The sequence below is a fragment of the Paraglaciecola sp. G1-13 genome, from assembly GCF_055809255.1.
In genome coordinates, this window is sequence record NZ_CM147903.1 from 1480773 (window position 1) to 1501602 (window position 20830).

The 20830-nt window shown below is 43.0% G+C and carries 15 protein-coding genes; 6 read left to right on the forward strand and 9 right to left on the reverse strand.

The window, feature by feature from the left end; all coding sequences use genetic code 11:
- Positions 1-260: 260 nt before the first annotated feature.
- Complete coding sequence (locus AC0L6N_RS06305) at positions 261-4778, reverse strand: EAL domain-containing protein (RefSeq protein WP_473479921.1); 4518 nt, start codon at positions 4776-4778, stop codon at positions 261-263.
- A gap of 189 nt (positions 4779-4967) precedes the next feature.
- On the reverse strand, positions 4968-7748 hold the full coding sequence (locus AC0L6N_RS06310) for an insulinase family protein (RefSeq protein WP_473479923.1): 2781 nt from the start codon (positions 7746-7748) through the stop codon (positions 4968-4970).
- Between the two features lie 109 nt (positions 7749-7857).
- On the opposite strand from AC0L6N_RS06310, the gene sixA reads away from it, so the two are divergent.
- Entirely contained in the window at positions 7858-8331 is a 474-nt protein-coding gene (sixA, locus tag AC0L6N_RS06315) for a phosphohistidine phosphatase SixA (protein WP_473479924.1), read from the forward strand.
- A 69-nt stretch (positions 8332-8400) separates the two neighbouring features.
- A complete protein-coding gene (locus tag AC0L6N_RS06320; RefSeq protein WP_041713566.1) occupies positions 8401-8592 on the forward strand; it encodes a hypothetical protein in 192 nt (63 codons plus the stop codon).
- 28 nt (positions 8593-8620) lie between these two features.
- Here AC0L6N_RS06320 and AC0L6N_RS06325 read toward each other — a convergent pair whose 3' ends face one another.
- On the reverse strand, positions 8621-9910 hold the full coding sequence (locus AC0L6N_RS06325) for an HlyC/CorC family transporter (RefSeq protein WP_011574495.1): 1290 nt from the start codon (positions 9908-9910) through the stop codon (positions 8621-8623).
- A gap of 103 nt (positions 9911-10013) precedes the next feature.
- Positions 10014-10802, reverse strand: coding sequence for a cytochrome C assembly family protein (locus tag AC0L6N_RS06330; RefSeq protein ID WP_011574496.1), 789 nt, complete (start codon positions 10800-10802; stop codon positions 10014-10016).
- A gap of 233 nt (positions 10803-11035) precedes the next feature.
- Between AC0L6N_RS06330 and ffh the strand changes: the two genes are divergently transcribed.
- The 3 genes from ffh to AC0L6N_RS06345 all read left to right on the forward strand — a co-directional run bounded on the left by ffh (position 11036) and on the right by AC0L6N_RS06345 (position 14172).
- Positions 11036-12412 carry a signal recognition particle protein gene (gene ffh, locus AC0L6N_RS06335; RefSeq protein ID WP_473479926.1) on the forward strand — a complete coding sequence of 459 codons (1377 nt, stop codon included), beginning with the start codon at positions 11036-11038 and terminating at the stop codon, positions 12410-12412.
- A gap of 116 nt (positions 12413-12528) precedes the next feature.
- Positions 12529-12798, forward strand: a complete 270-nt coding sequence (locus AC0L6N_RS06340; RefSeq protein ID WP_473479928.1) for a Rho-binding antiterminator — start codon at positions 12529-12531, stop codon at positions 12796-12798.
- Between the two features lie 168 nt (positions 12799-12966).
- A complete protein-coding gene (locus AC0L6N_RS06345) occupies positions 12967-14172 on the forward strand; it encodes a GAK system CofD-like protein (RefSeq protein WP_473479929.1) in 1206 nt (401 codons plus the stop codon).
- 21 nt (positions 14173-14193) lie between these two features.
- On the opposite strand, the gene AC0L6N_RS06350 is transcribed toward AC0L6N_RS06345, so the two are convergent.
- Positions 14194-15102 (reverse strand): LysR family transcriptional regulator, encoded by a 909-nt coding sequence (locus AC0L6N_RS06350; RefSeq protein WP_473479931.1) that lies wholly within the window; start codon positions 15100-15102, stop codon positions 14194-14196.
- Between the two features lie 157 nt (positions 15103-15259).
- Here AC0L6N_RS06350 and AC0L6N_RS06355 point away from each other — a divergent pair, with 157 nt between their 5' ends.
- Positions 15260-16258, forward strand: coding sequence for an NADP-dependent oxidoreductase (locus tag AC0L6N_RS06355; protein ID WP_473479933.1), 999 nt, complete (start codon positions 15260-15262; stop codon positions 16256-16258).
- Positions 16259-16457: 199 nt separating this feature from the next.
- Here AC0L6N_RS06355 and AC0L6N_RS06360 read toward each other — a convergent pair whose 3' ends face one another.
- The 4 genes from AC0L6N_RS06360 to AC0L6N_RS06375 form a co-directional block, all read right to left on the reverse strand.
- Positions 16458-17360: a LysR substrate-binding domain-containing protein gene (locus tag AC0L6N_RS06360; RefSeq protein ID WP_473479935.1), complete on the reverse strand. Its 903-nt coding sequence runs from the start codon at positions 17358-17360 to the stop codon at positions 16458-16460.
- 102 nt (positions 17361-17462) lie between these two features.
- Positions 17463-18158 carry a pirin family protein gene (locus AC0L6N_RS06365; protein ID WP_473479937.1) on the reverse strand — a complete coding sequence of 232 codons (696 nt, stop codon included), beginning with the start codon at positions 18156-18158 and terminating at the stop codon, positions 17463-17465.
- Between the two features lie 23 nt (positions 18159-18181).
- On the reverse strand, positions 18182-18631 hold the full coding sequence (locus AC0L6N_RS06370; protein ID WP_011574504.1) for a DoxX family protein: 450 nt from the start codon (positions 18629-18631) through the stop codon (positions 18182-18184).
- Between the two features lie 735 nt (positions 18632-19366).
- Positions 19367-20710, reverse strand: coding sequence for a M28 family metallopeptidase (locus tag AC0L6N_RS06375; RefSeq protein WP_473481271.1), 1344 nt, complete (start codon positions 20708-20710; stop codon positions 19367-19369).
- Between the last annotated feature and the right edge of the window lie 120 nt (positions 20711-20830).

The following is a 20830-nucleotide window of genomic DNA, read 5'->3' on the forward strand; positions in this document are numbered from 1 at the left end:
TAGAATTAATACACGATGAAATTATGTAGCGGGGAGGTTATCTATACGCGAGAAGGTAAAGATACTTTCAAAAACCGTATCGCAATACTTTGCGATCATTATATAGATCAAGATTCATAATTTTTAGCGAACAAGGAGAAGATGAATCAAATAGAATTCTCCCCAAGCCATGTAGTATGGGGTTGTTAACGATAGCGTTTCAATTTTTTGGTGATGAAAACTAGGCAACGCTAGTGGCTGAAAAAAGCTAAGGGGTACCCTTAGCTACCTTGCAATAATTTGTTTAGCTGGTGATTTTCTTTTAGTAACCGTTCGAAGCGTGAAGAGCTCAGAGGCTTGCTATAAAGATAGCCTTGTAGCATTTCACATTCATAGCGACGTAATATTGACATCTGTTCTTCGAGCTCTACACCCTCGGCAACAACTTTGAGGCCAAGATTGTGCGCTATGGTGATAATAGCGGCAGTCATGTGCCGGTCAACGCTGCTGGTGGCAATGTCGTCAATAAAGGCTTTGTCTATTTTAAGGGTGTTAAGCGGGAATCGTTTTAGATAGGCCAGAGAAGAGTAGCCCGTACCGAAGTCATCAAGGGCTAAATGTATGCCTCTTTCACGCAAACGAGTCATCATGCGCAGAGCATTGTCAGGGTCTTGCATCAATGTGCCTTCGGTAATTTCACACTCTAGATGCAATGGCGAAAGATCTGCTTTTTGCAAAATGCTCTCGATTTTCTCATCTAAATCCGGTAATTCAAATTGACGCGCTGATATATTAACCGCCACGCGACCGGTGAAAATCCCCGCTTTAACCCAACGTTTGGTGTCTTCACAAGCTTTTCGTAATACCACTTCACCAATATCGATGACTTGTCCAGTTTGCTCTGACAACGGGATGAACTGAGCCGGGCTCACAATGCCCTTCTCTGGATGTTCAAAGCGCACTAAGGCTTCCATACTAACCAATTTGCCGGTAGCGATGTCAATCTTAGGCTGATAATAAACGTTAAATAAATCTTCCTTTAAGCCGTGGCGTATCAAATTCTCTATTTGTAATTGGCGCACTGCATTTTGATTCATTTCACCGCTGAAAAATTGATATTTGTTACCGCCAGCGTTCTTGGCGAAATACATAGCAGTATCCGCATTTTTCAATAATTCCTGTGGTGAACTACCGTCTTCAGGATAAAACGCGATCCCAATACTGGCACCCAGCACAAATTCTTGATGATTGATTAAAAAAGGGCGGGCCAAGTCATCTAAAATGGATTGGGTGAAATGCGTCACACTGTGCACGTCAGTGTCTTTGTCGAGCAGTATACTAAATTCGTCGCCTCCAAGGCGGTAGCACGTTGCACTTTTACCGGCTAATTTCTGCAAACGCCGTGCTATTTGTTTAATCAATAAGTCGCCGGTCTGATGACCTAATGAGTCGTTAATTTTCTTAAAGTTGTCCATGTCTAAACATACCAACGCATGCTGGGTGCCACGGCGCACAATATTATTATGGCTCGCTTGAAAGAAAGAGCGGTTTGGTAAGTCGGTAAGGGGATCAGTATTGGCTAACTTAAGCAATTCTTTTTCGGTGCTTTTTCTAGGTGTAATATCAGAAAATACACCTACGTAATGGCTAATGCGGCCGTCCTCATCATTGATGGCATCGATGTTCAATTCCATCTCATACTTCTCACCATTTATTCGTCTTGATTCGACCTCTCCGTTCCAATTGCCTTTCTGACGAAGGGATTTTTTTACTTCTTCGGTAAAAGCCCCAGGATATTGATGGAAAGTGAGATAACTTGCTAATGCTTGCTCTCGCGTTTCGCCAGTGTATTTACAATATGCCTTGTTGACAGAAATGTATCTAAAGCTGGTATCTGCAATAAATACGCCGTCTGAAATGGTTTCAATGGAGCGTTTGAAAAGCTTTAGTTGCTCTTCAGCTTCTTTCAGGTGGCTAATATTTTTAAATGTACCCGTCATCCGAACAGGTTGATTATTGTTATCACGGCTAACAACCTTGCCTCGGTCAAGCACCCACAACCATTCACCTTTAAAGGTGCTTGCTCGGTATGTGACTTCAAAATGCTCGGTTTTATCTTGTAGGTGCTCGTTAAGCGCATCCTGAACCCGCTTTAGATCGTTCTGGTGGATATTGGCTTGGTAGGCACTGTTAACGCGAATATCATCTTGAGGAAAGTCCATGATCCCCCACGTATTTGAGCGGAACACTTGACCTTGATATATATCCCAATCCCATAATTCGTCACCGCTGCTCCATAGTGTCAGTTTTAAACGCTCTTCACTTTCGGTTATTGCCAAGCGTGCCACACGCTTAGAGCGATATTGCTTAACCACCGCCAATATGCTGAACAACACTAATATGCAGTAAAAAATGAGGGCATTGCGATGTAACCATAGCGGTGGCTCGATGTTGACTGTCAACTTTCGGGACTTAGACCATGGGTCCATGTTATGCCGGCTTTGAACCTCAAATTGATATCGGCCAAAGTCTAAGTTTGTAAAAGTCGCTTCTCGCGTACGCTTATCTGCATCCAGCCATTTATTAGAATAACCACCTAACTTATAACGATAAGAATACCCTTTAGCATCTAGCGGATTAAGTTGCCCAAAGGTTAAGCTAACGTGATTTGAGCTGTTAGAAAGTGTAAGTTCATCGGTAAGATAAATGGGCTTTCGTAACGGGCTGCCTACACTATGAACGTCGATTTTTCTATTGAATAATCCTAGGTGAGTAATGATTGGGGGAATTGAAATATTGCTATTAGCAAGGTTGCTGCTTGAGGGCGGTCTGTTCTGAGTTATTTGGTCATGATCGAACAGGTTAAAACCTTGTGAGCCGCCAAATAAAATTTTCCTATCTGAAGTGACGAGTCCAGCGCCTTCATTGAAATCGTTAAAATTGAGTCTCTCAGGCGTTATTTGTTGGATGACCTGAGCAGATGAAATAGAAACTTCTTCGATTCCGCCTGCCATGGTAGTTAGCCAAATACTATCGTCTACTTTCAAAGCTTGTACTATTTGATTATCAGATAACCCAGAACTGACATTTATTTTTTGCGTAACTTGGAAAGTTTGCTTATCCAAAACAATAAGCCCGAACTCAAGAGACGCTAACCAAAACTGCTCGTCTGTTTCAACCACGGCGCTAAAATTGTTGCTGGTAAGTAGCGGATCGTTCGACAGCTGATCAAGTTTTTGCGTTTTCATGTCAAAGAGCAGGAGTTCATTGTTTCCTCTTAACCATAACCGCTCTTCGCTATCTATGAATACTGGATCTAATGTCTTAAATGTTTTATTGCCTAGTTGTATGGTGTGGGCGCTAAAATCACTTGTATCTATCCATCGTAATTTATTATCAAGGGACTTTAGCCAAATCTTATTTTTAGAGTACAAAACCCTATAATAAAAGTTACCTTTAGATAGGGTTTTCAAGAGGCTTAATTCGCCATTATCGGCTTTCTCATAAATGTATATTCCTCCACTTGTTGCTAACCAAAGGCGATCTTTTTCGTCGATAGTCATGTCCCAAATACTGTACTCAAAGTCTTCAAGCCAGGACGTAAATCGCTCCGTATCAGTGTTAAACTCGGATATGCCGCCAGCCTGAGTTGCAAGCCACACCAACCCCTTACTATCTAGCTTTATTGACCACACTACATCGCCAGCCAATGTATTCGTATTTGACGCAGTTGAGACATAATGACGAAAAAGTGCTGAGTCTTGATTGTATCGATACACCCCTCCGGTATGTGAACCAAGCCATAAGGTATCGTTACTATCACGAAACATACTGAGTAGGAATATACCAGCATCGCTTTGTGAGGGGAGCTTGGCTAAGCCACTATCTGGTGAAATATGCTTAGTAGTATCCTTTGTCTTACTTACAATTGTTAGACCAGCTGATGTACCGAGCCAGATATCTCCATCATTGCCTTGTTGGATGCTGCGTACTTCGTTTCCAAGAAGGCTTGGCGAGCTGTTCCCGTTGAAATGCAGTAGCTCTTGAGTTTCTTTATCCCACATATAGGCGCCAAGCTCGGTCGCAAACCAATAACTGTTTCCGAAATGCTTTACATCAAATAAATATTGAGCAGGAATAGTGATGTTAAGTGGGTTTTGAGCGTTTAAGTTATAGAGTGTATTTGACTCATTCTCTAGTAGATAAATGCCGTGTCCGTAGCTACCAATGATGCTAAAAGTATCTTCGACAAGTATAGCTTTAATTTCTGCAGGCAGTCGTTCCGAGGATACCTCTACTGGGGTGAAATCATTTGTCTGTTTAGAATACGTGTAAAGAGTCGATTCGTTAGCGACTAGCAATTTTCCAGTATTGGTGAGACTTAGGGTATTTATAATATTGTTATTTAAACTGCTATTTTGTTGGTTATAACGAGTGAAATCATCCGATAAAGGATTGTAGCGCGCCAGACCGTTTTGCGTGCCGATCCACAGTGCCCCGTCCTGATCTATTAACATGGTTCTCATAAAATCATGAGGTAATGATTTAACGTCATTTGGGTTGTGTTGATAATTGACAAATTCATAGCCGTCGAAACGGCTCAAGCCGTTTGCAGTGGCAAACCACATAAAGCCGCGCTTATCTTCGATGATGTCGGTGATGGTATTTTGCGTTAAGCCGTCGGCTTTGGTGAGATTATCAAATGAAAACGTTTGAGCATGAGCGGCATTAAAAAAGCCAAAAGTAGCGCTTACGAGCCACAGACACCAAAAGATGGATGGAATAGTTAAAGTACGCAATTAACACCTGTCAGCAGTTTTTCTGCTTTGTAATTATTAATATTTAGGAAACTATCCGTAGTACCCACGGCCTTAAATATGCCTAAAATATGGGGCCTTAACAAGTTTTAATCGTTACTTTTTAACGCTACAGCTAACTTTTACTAACAAGCAGTGAATTGTTCGGTCTATTAAAGAAATATTAACGCTTTATTCTACTAACGGCGTGCGTTTTTTAAACTCCGAGACATCGTCAACTGGAGTCGTCAAAAGCTCATCGGCCGATATTGAATGCTTAGGGTCGCTGTACAGTATTAATTCACCCGTGTTTTTACCGATGATGAGACCGTTTACGAAGTTCATTAGATCCGAAAACTCGATGCATTCTAATTCATTTGCCGTGTCTCTATTTTGAGAAAAACGATAGTCTTGATTGCCTAATGCAGACCACAAACGTTGACTCTTGATACTTAGATTTGCATCTCTTTGACATAATTGCTTCATCACGCCATGTTTTATGTCACGCCAATTTTTCTGATAAGACAATAGATCTACTGTTAACTTTTTCAAAAAGTCTCGGATGACGGTAATGAGGTATTGCGCCGAATATTTAGGTGATTGCACATAGAATGCTATGCCGGGATGTTGGTTGAACGGCACATAACCACTCCCCACTAAATAACCCAATTGCGCTTGCTGGCGGGCAAAGTTAAAAAAGACAGGTGACACTAATTGTTCTAATAATATCGTCAACAATGTGTCCCGGCGCCCGGTATTGGGAGATTGGTAATAAATGACCACAGCGGCATCCGGATGTTCACAGGGAAGGGCGTGAAGTAACGAATCTTGCTTTGATAAATCAAATACACTCCTCGATAGCTTTTTGTGCCCGCTATATAATGCGTGTTGTTGATGTAATTTATCGGAGAATCGGTTTACGTGATTGATATCCCAGTTTCCAAAAATGAGAGATTCCATATATCTATCATTTAGCAATTGGCCTTTTACGGTGTGGACATGTTCAAGTGTTGTGCTCTCCATGGCAGCGACCATACTCAGTGGTGTATGGGTATTTTGCTGCATGAAAGCCGAGAGTCTGGCGAATAATCGGTTGATGGGTTTGTTCAGTAAGTTGTTGTGTAGGCTCTGACATTGTTGTTGTTTAATCTGCTCAAAGTGTTTTTCAAAGTCTTCAAAAGAGTGTAATTGGTCTATTAGCTCCTGATTAAAGGTCAGTTGTTTGGCGCTAAAGCCACTGGTATGCAGAGAAAAACCACATTGGTGAGAATACAAATGATAATTAAGCCCTGCTACATTTGCTTGATAATAAGCTTGCTGGAAATGGTTATTGAGTAAGGCAATCCACAGTTTTCTAGATGCTGTCGCTTCAACCCCAGTGGTGGCTGCTTGACAATCGAATGAGATATAGCAATCACCTCTTGGTAAACCAAATTGGGTATCTTGACCAAACCAGACATTGAAGTCCTCTGACGCAACTATGTTTTGGGGTACAGAATACTTCTTTTCAGCTTGAATCAATGTATGCTCGAGGCTTAGAAATTGATTTTCTTCTGGTAACATTAAAAGCGAACTGCAACTCTCATTTTGCAATTTCTTTAGCAATTGAGGGGGCAGGGGAGACACTGCGTAAGGGGTGTTGTACCACTGGCTTATCTGGTTTGTTTGAGCATCAGGGGAGACGACTTTAACGCGCATATTTGACGGCGTAAAAAAAGCCAGTATTTCGTCCACGATTGAAGGGTCGGCCTTATCGAGTATGTATTCTGAGGCAATAAGGTGTTCACAAGGGTAAAGAAATATTGCGCTGGATAAGCTAACGGCTTCATCAATCGGCTTTATGGCATCAGCAAATTGCCAGATTTGTTCCAGCAATGCTTTCTTTTCATCAAAGAAGCGCAGTTTACTGTGCTGCCTAATATTCCCTAGGTATTGAAATAGCGTTTCTAACATGGAGTCAATGTTGGCTAACCCCAATTCTGTTAGTTGTAGGTTGACATTGAAGTCTCGAAAGTTACTGCCTTCGATACCACCACCGACACTAATATTGGTAGCAAATCCCTTTTCTTTAAAAAATCCAAGTAAGCCATTTGGGCCCTCATCAGCCAATAACTCGCTGATAATACTTAGCGGTTTAGTGCGATAATAATGGTGTACACATGGCAGTGCGAACGTGACGATAAGCCTGCGAGCCGATTTTAGGGGGGTAATATCAATTCTAATACCCAACTGCTCGGGCAGGTAAAGTGCTGGTAAAGGGGGGCGCTTAGACGGTTTTCTATTTTCCAGTTGTCCAAAATATTGCTCAACGAGCGTTAAACTCGTTTGATGACTAAATGGGCTGATGATGCACAATGCGATATTTTGAGAGACGTATTTATCTTGATGCAGTGTTTTTAGACGCTGCCGCACTTCTTGTAAATTAAGTTCACCCAAGGTGGTTGCATTACCGACAGAAAATTGACTAAAAGGGTGGTCCGGGTTAGCTGTTTCCTTGTGCACCTCATATAGCCTGCGCAAATCGTCGTGTATTTTTAATGAAAACTCAGCATCAATCGCGCCGATTTCTTTTTCAATTGCCTCTGTTTCAAATAAAGGCGCTGTCAATAACTGACTGAAATGATCAAGTGCAGATGAGAGATGTTCACCGGTTACCGAAAAGTAATAGTGACTATATTCTGAGCCGGTGGCAGCGTTTACCGAGCCGCCATGTAAAGAAAGAAAAGTATCAAACGCATCTATCGTTTTATATTTTTTGTTGCCTTGAAACAGCATATGTTCCAACAAATGGCTCAAGCCTAAGCAATCAACAGGATCACTAAAATGACCATTGCCAACAGTAGCCGCTACGTTGCACACTTCACTGCTTGGGTCTTCGACAAATATCACTCTCAAGCCGTTCTCAAACTGAGAAAAGTGATAGTGACGATTATCGAGGCGATGAGTAAGCAAAAGACTAGATCCTGTTTTCATATATTGCGCTGAAATAGCATAACGCAAAAAACACTCAACTCTCGGATTTTCAAACATTTATTTGCTATATTAAGCGTAACAAAGTTTGTTAACCATTCAGCAGTAATTTATGCATATTATTATCATGCGTCATGGCGAAGCCGAGACTGCTCAATATGAAGACAGTTCCCGTGAATTAACTAGGTTTGGTCTAGAGCAGGCCAAGGCTGCAGGGCAATGGTTATTAGACCGCTGTGAGCCGTCAGGGATCGAGATGAGCCTTGTTAGCCCTTTTATCCGAGCACGACAAACATTGGAAGCGGTCGGTGAAGAGATAACAGTCCATAGCCAAACTGTATCAAATGATATCACGCCTGACGGGAACATTTGGCTAACTCATGATTACATTGATTATTTACTCGAAGAGAATAAGGTGAAACATTCTCTATTAATTGTGAGCCATATGCCGTTTGTGAGTTATTTTTTAGACGAGGTGACAGGACAACAACATTCGTTATTTTTTGACACTTCGAGTATAGTTATGGTTGATTATCAACCAACCACACACTCAGGGACGGTGTTGGATATTTATCACCCATCTTGAAGTTAAGGGATAAACTTTCACTATAGATTTGAGTATGAGAACCGATAACTCGTTAGAGGGGTTACATTCATGCCAGGCAAAAATTTACCTGCCTACTTAAAGCAGGTACTTGAACATCATGTATCAAATGCACAACTGACTCATGACTCTGAGCTTCAGGGCATTTACGAGCGCCTGACAAACCTGAATACAAAAGTAGAGCTAGCAAAAGAGAAAATCCGTCAAAACAGACTGGCAAAAGACCCCCTTACCAAAATTTAAGGTTTCAATGGTGTTGGTATAATCTCGCTCAATCAGATCTATTATTATCTTGTGCTAAGTAGAATTGCGGCATTATTCGTACTGTTTTGACAACGTTATCTTTCATTTCGATAATTTCAAGAGGATAGCCAGCTAATCGTAAACTGATATTAGCTTCTGGAATATCTTCCAAATACTCTAAAATAATCCCATTAAGGGTTTTTGGTCCTTCGGTGGGAAAATGCCAATCCATCTCTTTGTTTAACTCTCGAACATTGGCGCTACCGTCAACCAGTACACTTCCATCCTGCTGAGTATCTGCTTCTTTGCTATGATCCGGCACCATGCTTGTGGTGAAGTCACCAATAATTTCTTCAAGGATATCTTCTAAGGTAACCAAACCTTGAATATCACCGTATTCGTCCACAACTAAGCCAATGCGTTCTTTAACGGCTTGAAACTTGTACATTAATGTATGTAATGGTGTCGATTCAGGGGTGAAGTAGATTTCCCGAACGGCGCGCAAAAGGCTGGATTTGGTAAACTCGTCTTTGGACAGCAACCGCAAGGCATCACGCACATGAACAAAGCCAACTGCGTCATCAATGCTGTCGCGATACAGTAAAACACGAGTGTGTTGAGAGTTTATCAACTGTTTTTGAATGTCTTTCCATTCATGATTGATATCTATGGCCACAATTTCATTGCGTGGGACCATAATATCTTCAGCGGTCACTTTCTCTAAGTCTAAAATGCCCACTAACATGTCTTGGTGCTTTTTGGGGATCATGGCGCCCGCTTCGTGTACTACGGTGCGCAGTTCTTCTCTGCTTAAACTACCGCTGCCACTGTCATCAGTACTGATGCGCAACAGCTTTAAAATAAAATTAGTTATTCCGTTTACTAAAAACACCAATGGGTAAAGTAACTTAAGCATAGGTAGAAGGAAAAAAGAGGCTGGAAAAGAGACTTTTTCTGGATAAAGTGCTGCAACCGTTTTAGGTGTGACCTCAGAAAAAATAAGGATAACCAGGGTGAGCACCACTGTCGCCATCGCTATACCGACATCTCCGTATAAACGTAACCCTAAGACGGTTGCAACTGCCGATGCTGCAATATTGACGAGATTATTGCCAATAAGGATTAAACCGATCAAGCGATCAGGCCTTTCAAGAAGCTTTTGAACTCTCAGGGCACCTTTATTGCCTTCGTTACCCAAGTGTTTTAGTCGATATCGATTGATCGACATCATACTGGTTTCAGAGCTAGAAAAATAAGCGGAAAGTAATACTAAAATACCAAGTAGAATAAATAGACTACCTGTTGATATATCGTCCAACTAAGGGATCCCTAAAGGTTGTTAAAGCGAAACTTTAAGGGCAAATTCCCCACGTTTCAAGCAAGTTGGCTTATTTTACTATAGATATTGGCTAAAAACAGGATCAGCTTAGAATTATTTCTTTGACAAACCGGCTACCAAAATAAGCCAGACTCAAAAGTATTGAACCCAAAATAGTGGCGAAAATAATGGGTTTACCGCGCCAACCAAATTTGAAGTGTCCAAATAGCTCAACAGAAAACACCAACCAAGCCAATATCGACAAAATGGTCTTGTGAGCTTGTCCTTGGCCGAACATGTTTTCTAAGAATACAAACCCACTTATTAATGACAGTGTTAGAAGAATGGTACCAACGGTAAGCAATTTGAAGAGGATGCCTTCAACCATCATTAACGGGGGGAGGGAAGAGTGCAAGAGCGAGGCTTTTTTCTCTTTAAGGCGCATGTTGATGTATGCCAACTGAAGCGCGTAGAGTAAGGCAATACCAAGACAAGCATAAGCAAATAGCGCTAACCCTATGTGAATCATTAATTCAGGGCGCACGCCAATTTGCATAATGTGCGCATCGGGAATAAAGAGGTCAAGCAGAATTATGACACCAGTAAATGAATACACCACAGGCAGTAAAATGGTATTTGGCATGGTAAAGGCGGCTATCAACATGGTCACACTAATCAACCATGCGACAAGTGAAGCAACATTGAGCATGCTTAAATTCTCGCCAAGGCTAACAAAAATATCGTTATTTAATAGCCAAGCATGCATGGCTATCGCTGCGATAGCTAATACATAAGACAGTTTTAGGTTGGGGCCCTTATGGTCAAAAAACTTCAATAATATTACGCCAGCAGCGCCAGCATATAGGCAAAAACAAATTAAGCCTAACAACATGATCTAACCTCGATTTCCGTATTGATGTTGAGCGAATTCACGAACGAAGCCTGAAGGGCAAAAACGCGAACGATTAACGCTCTGAGACGACGGAGTATAACCATTATGACCTTTCATACCTAGTGTTTAGCAATAATTCTCATTAACTTTATTTGTTGTACTGCTTTGGTTCTTATCTGGGAGGAATTTAGGTATCATAAGCACATCTAGAATTTAACTTGTACCAATTTGCTATGTTTGAAAATTTAACAGAACGCTTAGGCAAAACTCTCAAAGATATCAGCGGCCGTGGCCGATTAACTGATGACAACATCAAAGACACCCTGCGCGAAGTACGCATGGCGCTTCTTGAGGCCGATGTCGCCTTGCCAGTGGTAAAAAGCTTCATTGAGCAGGTGAAAGAGCGTGCTGTAGGCACCGAAGTTTCAAAAAGTTTAAATCCCGGCCAGGTATTCATCAAAATTGTACAAGCTGAGTTGGAATCTGTCATGGGGCAGGCCAATGAAGGCTTAGACCTTGCCGCGCAGCCGCCAGCAGTCGTACTCATGGCAGGTCTGCAAGGTGCGGGTAAAACCACCAGCGTGGGTAAACTAGCGCGCTATTTAACCGACCGTGAAAAGAAAAAAGTACTTGTGGTCAGTGCTGACGTGTATCGTCCTGCGGCCATCAAGCAGCTTGAAACCCTAGCGATTGAAGTCGGTGTAGAGTGTTTCCCGTCGACGATAGAACAAAGGCCGATTGATATTGTTAATGCAGCAGTTGATCACGCAAAGAAAAAATTCTTTGATGTGTTATTAGTCGATACTGCGGGGCGTTTACACATAGACGCAGAAATGATGGGAGAGATTAAAGACCTTCATCAAGCGATTAAACCGATAGAGACATTGTTCGTGGTGGACGCCATGACCGGGCAAGATGCCGCGAACACGGCCAAAGCGTTTAATGAAGCGTTGCCATTAACCGGTGTTATCTTGACGAAGACAGACGGTGATGCCCGCGGTGGTGCTGCATTATCTGTTCGCCATATCACTGGCAAGCCTATTAAATTCTTGGGTATGGGCGAAAAGATTGACGCCCTTGAACCTTTCCACCCTGAGCGTGTTGCTTCGCGTATATTGGGTATGGGTGATGTACTGAGCCTGATTGAGGAAGTTGAGCGTAAAGTTGATAAAGATAAAGCCCAACGTCTTGCCAAGAAAGTACAGAAAGGCAAAGGTTTTGACTTACAAGATTTCAAAGAGCAGTTGGAACAAATGCGTAATATGGGCGGCATGATGTCCATGATGGATAAACTACCCGGTATGGGCAACATGACCGCTCAGGTGAAAGACAAGGCCAACGATAAGTCATTTAATCAAATGGAAGCGATCATTAATTCAATGACACCCCTTGAGCGTGCTAAGCCCGATACCATCAAAGGCTCACGCAAACGTCGAATTGCTATGGGGTCTGGAACTCAAATTCAAGACGTAAACCGCCTGTTGAAGCAGTTTACCCAAATGCAGAAGATGATGAAGAAAATGTCAGGCGGTGGCATGAAGAAAATGATGCGCAACATGAAAGGTATGATGCCCCCTGGTGGTCCTGGTGGAATGTTCCCGCCACGTTAACTAGCGTTTTTATTGCAGCTTGCTGATACTGATAGCCCACATTGTTGGGCTATTTTTTTGCATTTTATAGCTCATTGACATGAGTCAGTATCTTTAGGACAGACAGGAGATGAACGATGAAATGTGCTGAACAAGATTATATTGAGCTAGCTTGCTTATTTAACATGCCAATTTTGTTACGTTTGCGCGATGGTAGTGAGATTAAAGGGACGGCAAAAGACACAAGCTACAATAAGCAGAAACAAGAATGTATTGTGCTTCATTCAGCAGAAGGGGAATGCAGCATAGCGCTCAATTTAATTGCTTTGATGCAAGCTCAACATGCAAACCCACATTTTAGCGAAATCAGGTTTTCAAAGTCATTGGCCACTAAAAACAACGCCTAGTAAAAACGCTAACTCACAAGCCGCTATCAATTTTACGGCGTCTTAATATAGCTTTTACTCTAGCAACATTACCTTCGCCCTTGGCTTTTTTGTACGAAGGTGTAATCTATTATGCATAATAATAAAGTCACACTCAGGGTTAACCTCATCATATGAATGCCTCTATTTATGCGCGTTAAGCCAACTCAGCACACAAAATTAACGTCTGTTCTGTCTCCTTTGGACGCTCAGCATAGGGCAGCGCATCAGGGGAAGAACCTTTTATTTTTCAGTGGCGGTAGCGCATTGCGAAGTTTCTGTCAGCCACTGATAGAAGCAACGCATAATTCGGTGCACCTTGTAACACCGTTTGATTCAGGTGGCAGTTCAGCGACCATTCGTCGGCATTTTGCATTACCAGGCGTTGGAGATATTCGAAATCGTTTACTGGCCCTAAGTCACAATATTACGCCGGAACAAAACGTTGTAGCTCGCTTATTGGGTTATCGATTGTCCTCTATTGCAGCTCAGCACGTTCTTCGTGAACATCTTAAGTCGATGGCAGAAGGCCAAGATCCACTTGTGCATTCGCTAGAAATAGAAAAGCGCCAAATGTTCTGTCATAAAATGGCTAGGGTGTTGCAATGTTTGCCTGATAATTTTGATTTAAACGGTGCCAGTATCGGTAATTTGTTGTTCATCGATACCCTGTGCGCAGGTGAAAATAGACTGCAATGTAGCATCGATTTCTTTCATCAAATGTTGGATATCCGTGGTGTAGTCAGGCCGATAGTCGAGTGTAACTTGCAAATAGCCGCAGAATTGCAGGACGGCAGTACGGTGATTGGTCAGCATTTATTAACGGCCAAAGAAACCCCTGTATTGCATAGCGCTATTACCAAACTTTTTTTGTGCGAGAGCGATGAAAACCCCGAGGCTGTCGATTGTTCTTTGTTAAGCGAAAATCGCCAATATATTGAGCAAGCCGATATGATTTGTTATCCACCTGGCAGCTTTTTTACCAGTATCGTGGCTAATTTATTGCCTGTCGGAGTAGGGGATGCTGTCAGCAGAAACCCAAATCCAAAGGTCTACATTCCCAATCTAGGTAATGATCCTGAACAGCTAGGTATGAGCTTAGAAGATTGTGTTTTGACTCTCATTAGCTATTTGCGCAAACACACAGAACAACCTCTTCCAGCAGCCAAATATATCAGTACCATTTTGCTCGATGTAAATGAGAAATATTACGCGGGTGGGATTCCTTTTGAGCGACTCCGCGAGCTGGGAATTAAAGTCGTACAGCGTGATTTAGTGACGATGCGCAGTGCGCCGTTTTACAATGATGAATTGCTGTTAAGAAGTTTATTAGATATCTGCAAAAATCACGTTTAAATTGATTATCTTCAGAACCACTTAAGCATGCAATTGTTTTATTCTTGCGACCAGGAAGTCCACTGCTGCTTTGACTTTTGGCACTAAATAGCGCTGTTTTTGGTACAAAAGATAAATACCGAAATCACTGCTCGAAGTGATGTTAATTTCGGGAGACAGGCTTAACTCTTGCAGGTCCCCGGAAACAAGATATTCCTTAAGCAGCCATTTGGGCGCCATCATCATGCCTTGCCCCGCTAGCACTTTCCCTAATAACCATTTTCCATTGTTTGAAACCGCCACCTGTGGGGCGGATACGTCTTGCCATTGGCCGTTTATTTCGCTGATCCAGCGCAATGGACCATTAGGGGTTCGATAATACAATCCTTTATGATGACAGAGATCCAATGGTGTATTTGGTGTGCCATATCGTTCTAAATAAGCCTTAGTGGCAACGGCAATAAATTGATTTTCCATTAATCTAATTGCAATCACGCGCTCATTGGGCGCATACCCGCCTCGTATAGCAATGTCTACCTCGTCTCGGGACAAGGCCGATAGTTCGTCGCTGAGGCGCACATCAAGAATAATTTGCGGATAACGCTGTGAAAATTCTTCTAATAATGGAAACAATATGGGCTCGCCAAATTCAACCATGGCACTGATCCTAAGCTGCCCTGTAGGTACTGTTTGATAGCTACGCACCGTGTCATTACTTAACTCTAATTGACGCAATATATCATTGACTTGATTGTAATAGGTTTGACCTATTTCAGTTAACCTCACCACTCGCGTTGAGCGCTTAAGCAAGGTTGCACCTAACGAACGCTCTAAGTCAGCGACCCTTCGTGACAGAGATGAGGGGGGGACATTGAAAGTTGTAGCAGCGTTGGTGAAGCTGCCGGTTTCAACTACTTTGCAAAAGTATCGAATCGCTCTGAGCTGATCCATAAATTATCTGTTTCGCTTTATTTCGCTCTATTATTGCTATTAAGACAATAAAGATTGGCTTTTATGGGGAGTTATCTTAGCAAAATAAAGCCTAATATAATATTTATCGCTGAAATAGCAGTGAAAACACCAAAATACGATTGTTAGGAGAAATATAATGTCAACGTATACCGCTATAAACCTTATTCAACGCCCAGAGCCAGGCCCAATCCCCGCTTCAACTTTCGAAGTCGTTGAAAAACCGGTGCCTACGCCAGGACCTGGTGAAATCTTGGTCAAGCAAACCTACATGTCACTTGATCCTGCGATGATCGGTTGGATGAGTTCTGATACCAAAAGTTATATTCCACCCGTAGCACTTGGCGATGTCATGCGCTCTTCTGGTATAGGTGAAGTCGTAGAAAGTAATCATCCCGATTTTACAGCAGGGGATAAAGTCATGGGGATGACCGGCTGGACAGAGTACTTCGTCAGTACCGGCCAAGGCTTAAACAAATTACCCGCGGGCGTAGGCGAAGAACAAGCATTGTCAGTGTTTGCTTTACCCGGATTAACGGCCACTCAAGGCTTATTCGGAGTCGCTAAGCCAAAAGCGGGAGAAACTATTGTGGTTAGCGGCGCTGCGGGGTCAGTAGGCTCCATAGTAGGTCAACTTGCAAAGGCAGATGGGTTGACGGTTATCGGTGTTGCTGGTTCTGACGAAAAGTGCCAGTGGTTAGTTAATGAGCTAGGGTTTGATGGCGCGATTAACTATAAATCAGACGATATGAACGCCAAGCTAAATGAACTTGCGCCAAATGGTGTGGACATTTTCTTTGAAAATACCGGTGGCGCAATTCAGCAGCATATCTTTGAGCATATGAATGCCCATGGGCGCATAGCGGTATGCGGAATGATTTCAGATTATGCTACCTCACAGCCGAGCGCTGGACCTAACTGGATCCCGATTATTAAGAAGCGACTCACCATTCAAGGTTTTACAATGCCTGACCATTACGCTCAGGTACCTGAATTACTGGCGAAGTTAACGCCCTACGTGATGAAAGGGCAAATTAAATACCGTGCTCACGTACTTGAGGGGTTACCATCAGCAGTTGATGGGTTGAACATGCTGTTAAGTGGTGCCAACAATGGGAAATTAATGGTTAAGCTTTAACGATTGTTTCTACAAATGAATGACTCTTTTGATAACCGTTTCATAGATAGCATTCATTACTTTCTATGCTGGCTGGAAAGTTAATTTCCTGCCAGCTTATGAATCTTTATGTGTTCAAAGCGCAATCTTCATCGAGCTATTTAAATCGCCTGTTTTTGAAGTGTGATGTGACCAAAAAAATGCACTGTTATGTAAGATTTCACGATTGAGGGGCCAGCCAATTATACTGACTCAATCGCTCCCAGAACCATTGCGCGGCCTTGCCTGAGGTTGATTTTTCTCTGGCAAAATAAATAGGAATAGGCGGGCGAGGTAGTGATGTACCTTTTGCCACTAAGCTGCCATTGTCTAAAAATGGCTTTGCAATATGAATAGGTAGAAAACCCACGCCAATCCCGGCGGCCTGGGCTTGGGCTTTACTTTTCATGCTACTTACTCGAATCAACTGTTTATTATCGAACAACCCACTGGTACGTCCCGGCAAGGTGCGGGAACTATCGGCCACGACTATGTAAGGATATTGGCGTATATGATGCCCTTCAATTAAACCAATAAAATCTGCCAACGGATGCTTAGCGCTCACAGCAAATACAAATTCTAACTCCCCAAGAAGCGCGACATCATATTGTCCCTTGGGTAATTCGCCCGTAACGCCTAAAGCAATATCGGCACGATTTGTTTGAAGTGCATCCCAACCGCCACCAAGTGCTTCCTCAATCAAGGTGATGTCTACATGTTTATCCAGAGTGCAAAATTCCGCGATAAGCTTGAGTAATGGCGCTTCAGAGATGATTGTATCTTTTGAGATCACCAATTTTGATTCCCAGCCAGATTCTAATTGTTGAACCCGCTCTTCTAAATCGTCGGCGGCTCTTAATATTTCACTCCCCTCGCTAAGCACCAATTTGCCGGCCGGAGTTAGTATAGCCCGTTGCCCTTTGCGATCGAAAAGAGCAACTCCCAAATCCGCTTCAAGTTTACTGATGGTATAAGTTAAAGCTGAGGGCACTTTGAATAACGCGTCTGCAGCGGCAGCAAAGCTGCCCTTGCTATGAATGGCGTTTAGCACTCTAAGGGCTTCAAGGGTAACGGCGTGGCGCATTTTTTCTCCATAAACGAAAGTCACCACCCTAAGCAATCTTAGGGTGGTGTGGTTATAAATAGCACTTTATTGCTTCACTTTAAGTTGCGTTTAAGTAATTGATTAAGGCAAATCAAATAACAACGCAGTGACACTCTGTGTGCCTTTGTTAGCTAAAACCAAAGTGTCGAGTTCATTTATTTTCGCGCCATCACCTGGATTAAGTTGATGCTGGTTAATATCAAGCTGCCCGCTGACTTGGTGCACGTACGTATTGCGCGCCTTATCCAATTCGATGTTCAGGCTTGTCTCAGGAGCAAGCACCAATTGACTCAGTGTGGCATCTTGCTTAATCGCCAGCGTGCCATTTTTACCTGTTGGGGTGATAATGGGCGTCAGCCCTTGGCGTCTACCAAAGGCTTTTTGCTGGTAGCCAGGCGTTCCCCCATGACGACTAGGCATGATCCAAATCTGTAAAAAGCGCAAGGACTCACTTTGTGATGCATTATACTCACTGTGAGTCACTCCAGTACCGGCAGACATAAGCTGAAATTCACCTGGGGGCAAGTGCTTCACATTACCCATGCTGTCTTTGTGAGCAATAATGCCCTGAGTTACAAAGCTAATTATCTCCATATCTTTGTGACCATGGGTGCCAAACCCAGCACCCGGTTCGACTTTATCATCGTTGATCACACGTAATGCCGAATATCCCATATGCTCTGGATCGTGATAGGAGCCAAATGAAAAAGTATGACGGCTATCGAGCCATCCAAAGTTGGCATGCCCCCGTGTTGCTGCTAAACGAATATCTATCATAGCTGTCACCTACCTAATGAATTTTATTTTATGCCACGAGCAGAAATTATTGAGTCTATCGATAATCTACCCGCTCCCGAGAATACCAAGGAGACAGACACAGCTAATAACGCCAGTGCATACTCATAACCATTGTTGGACATAAACAAACCATTACTTATGTGTACACCAAAAATAGCCACCAACATGGTAAAAGCGAGAACTGCAGCAGCAGGGCGAGTCAGTAAACCGAGCAATATCGCGATGCCACCGAAAAATTCTGCACTACCTGCTAAAAAGGCCAAAGTATAGCCGGGCTCTAGTCCGATGGAGGCCATCCATTGTCCGGTACCCTCTAAACCATATCCGCCGAACGCACCAAAAAGCTTCTGTGCGCCGTGAGCAATGAAGGTAATGCCAACGGGAATACGTAGCGACAATGCTGAGAAACCCGCTTGTGACGTCGTTAATTTTGTTAAAAATGTACTTTTCATGGTTTTCCCTCAATATATTTGATTCAAATTAATTCAACTTTCCAAGTTCTACCCTGCTCGCTAACCCACAATCAATCAGAGTTAAAGTAAGCGATGCGTGTTGATGTGGCTAAAGTAACTCGACAGATAATGAAAGAAAATAAGAATATTTTGATTGTATTGTTCAAATAATTTGAACTTAAAGAAAATTAAGTACGAACGCTCCTCAGCGGTATGGCGGGCAGCATCAGCTCGAGATTAGCAATCACTTGAATGCCACAGTGCTACCCGACTCTTAATTAAACATAATTAAATAAACGACTTTTAATTAAATAAAGAAGGGGGCGATGGGAAAATGATATTGCCAGCACCCTCAAAGCCGAGCAGGTCAATACCTGTTTAACCGTTTCGATCAGTCACCAGTAAACAGACATAACTTCTCTACCACGCTAACAGGTGTAAAAATCGGTAATTGGTACTTTACTCGAGGCAAGTATACCGAGTTATGGAACTGCAGCAGTACGACAAAAAAAGCATACGCTAGAACTCGTGCATACTTGGGGTGGTATCCGCACAAAGGGTAAATCGGACGCGCTATAATGCCCTGATTGCCACACAATTTTTATTATCGCTGCGGGCAACCTCTGCAAGTGGCAACATTCATCCAACTAAATAACATTTATAAGGACGCAAGCGATAGTGGTTCAATACTCAAGTACACCATAGCCTGCGTTTTTCTATAAAAAGTCACCTAGGTTATTCGCCAAACGCTCCTGCGGCGCCGGGGAAAACAACCGGACTTTCTGTACCGTCTTGACTCACGCTGGCAACACCAAAAAAGTAGTTATCAATCACAACGTTCTCAAGGGTAAATGTATTCACATTGCCCACGAAACGACTGAATTGCCATTGTGGTGCATCTGTATAGCGCCAATAAATTTTATAACCTTTGAGTTGCGGGTTTTGCTCTTTATTCAGCGCCTGCCAGCTTAAGGTGGTGCTTGGTTTTACTGCCCCCGCAATTTTTACCTTAGCCGGCGGGGAGGGTGCCCATGCCATTCCTGCAAGTGATACAGCATTCAACGCTGTGAGTTTTGCGGCATAATCAAAGTTCACACCTTCGATGGTATCACCGTAGTCAATGCCGTTTTCGCTGCGTATATCTTGGTGTTGACGGTTGTAATTTTCGTTGGTTTCCATAATGCGTACACCTGGGTAGCCCAAATCGTTAAACGGGCGATGATGCCCTCCGCGCCCGAAGCGGTCTAGACGGTAAATGACCATGGTATCTAGGTTAGGAATGTAGCGGTCTGCCATCCAGTCGATGTAACGCGCTAAGTTGCGACTCGGAGAATCGACCTCACCACCAGTAAAGCGACGTGTTTTCGCTTCCTCCGGGGTTTCAGTTTGGCGAGTGCCTTCGGCAAATATACGGGCTGTGGTGTTATTAATAACGCCATTTATGCCTTCGATATTGCCAATCATATCGTTGTTGAGCACGGCTTTGATACGCCAACCGTCTTTTTGAGCCTGTTCAGCCAGTATCTTACCGCCAAATAAACCTTGTTCCTCCCCAGCTAATGCCGCGTAAACGATGCTGCCATTAAATTTATATTTTGATAACACTCGCGCGGCTTCTAATGTGCCCGCGACACCCGATGCATTGTCGTTAGCGCCAGGAGATATAGACGTACTGTTCATCACATCAGAAACGCGGGAGTCAATATCGCCTGACATTAACACGTAGCGGTCAGGATCGTGACTGCCGCGCTGTACGGCGATAACACTCACTACTTCCGTGGCGTTAGGAATGCGGGGTTCACCGCTGATGCTTTTAGATTGAAAATACACCTCTAAACAACCGCCGCACGCTTGCGATATTTGTTCGAATTCGCTTTTTATCCAGCGTCTAGCTGCACCAATACCTTGGGTGTCTGATGCCGTATCAGATAAAGTATGGCGGGTGCCGAATCCTACTAGGGTTCTAATATCCTGTTCGATATGTTCTGCAGAAACTGCTTTTGCTATGTCGTGCAGGCGTTGTTGGTCCTGATAGCTAGGAGGGCTTTGGGCATAGCTGATAGCAGTGGTCAACGTCATTGCAAGTGTGATACCTGCAGAAAGAATGTGTGTCATGAGAGCCTCTTATTATTATGTTATCGAAATGTCGTCTGATGCATGTTACTGAAATTTGCTCGTCGAGATATAGGTAATGCGACA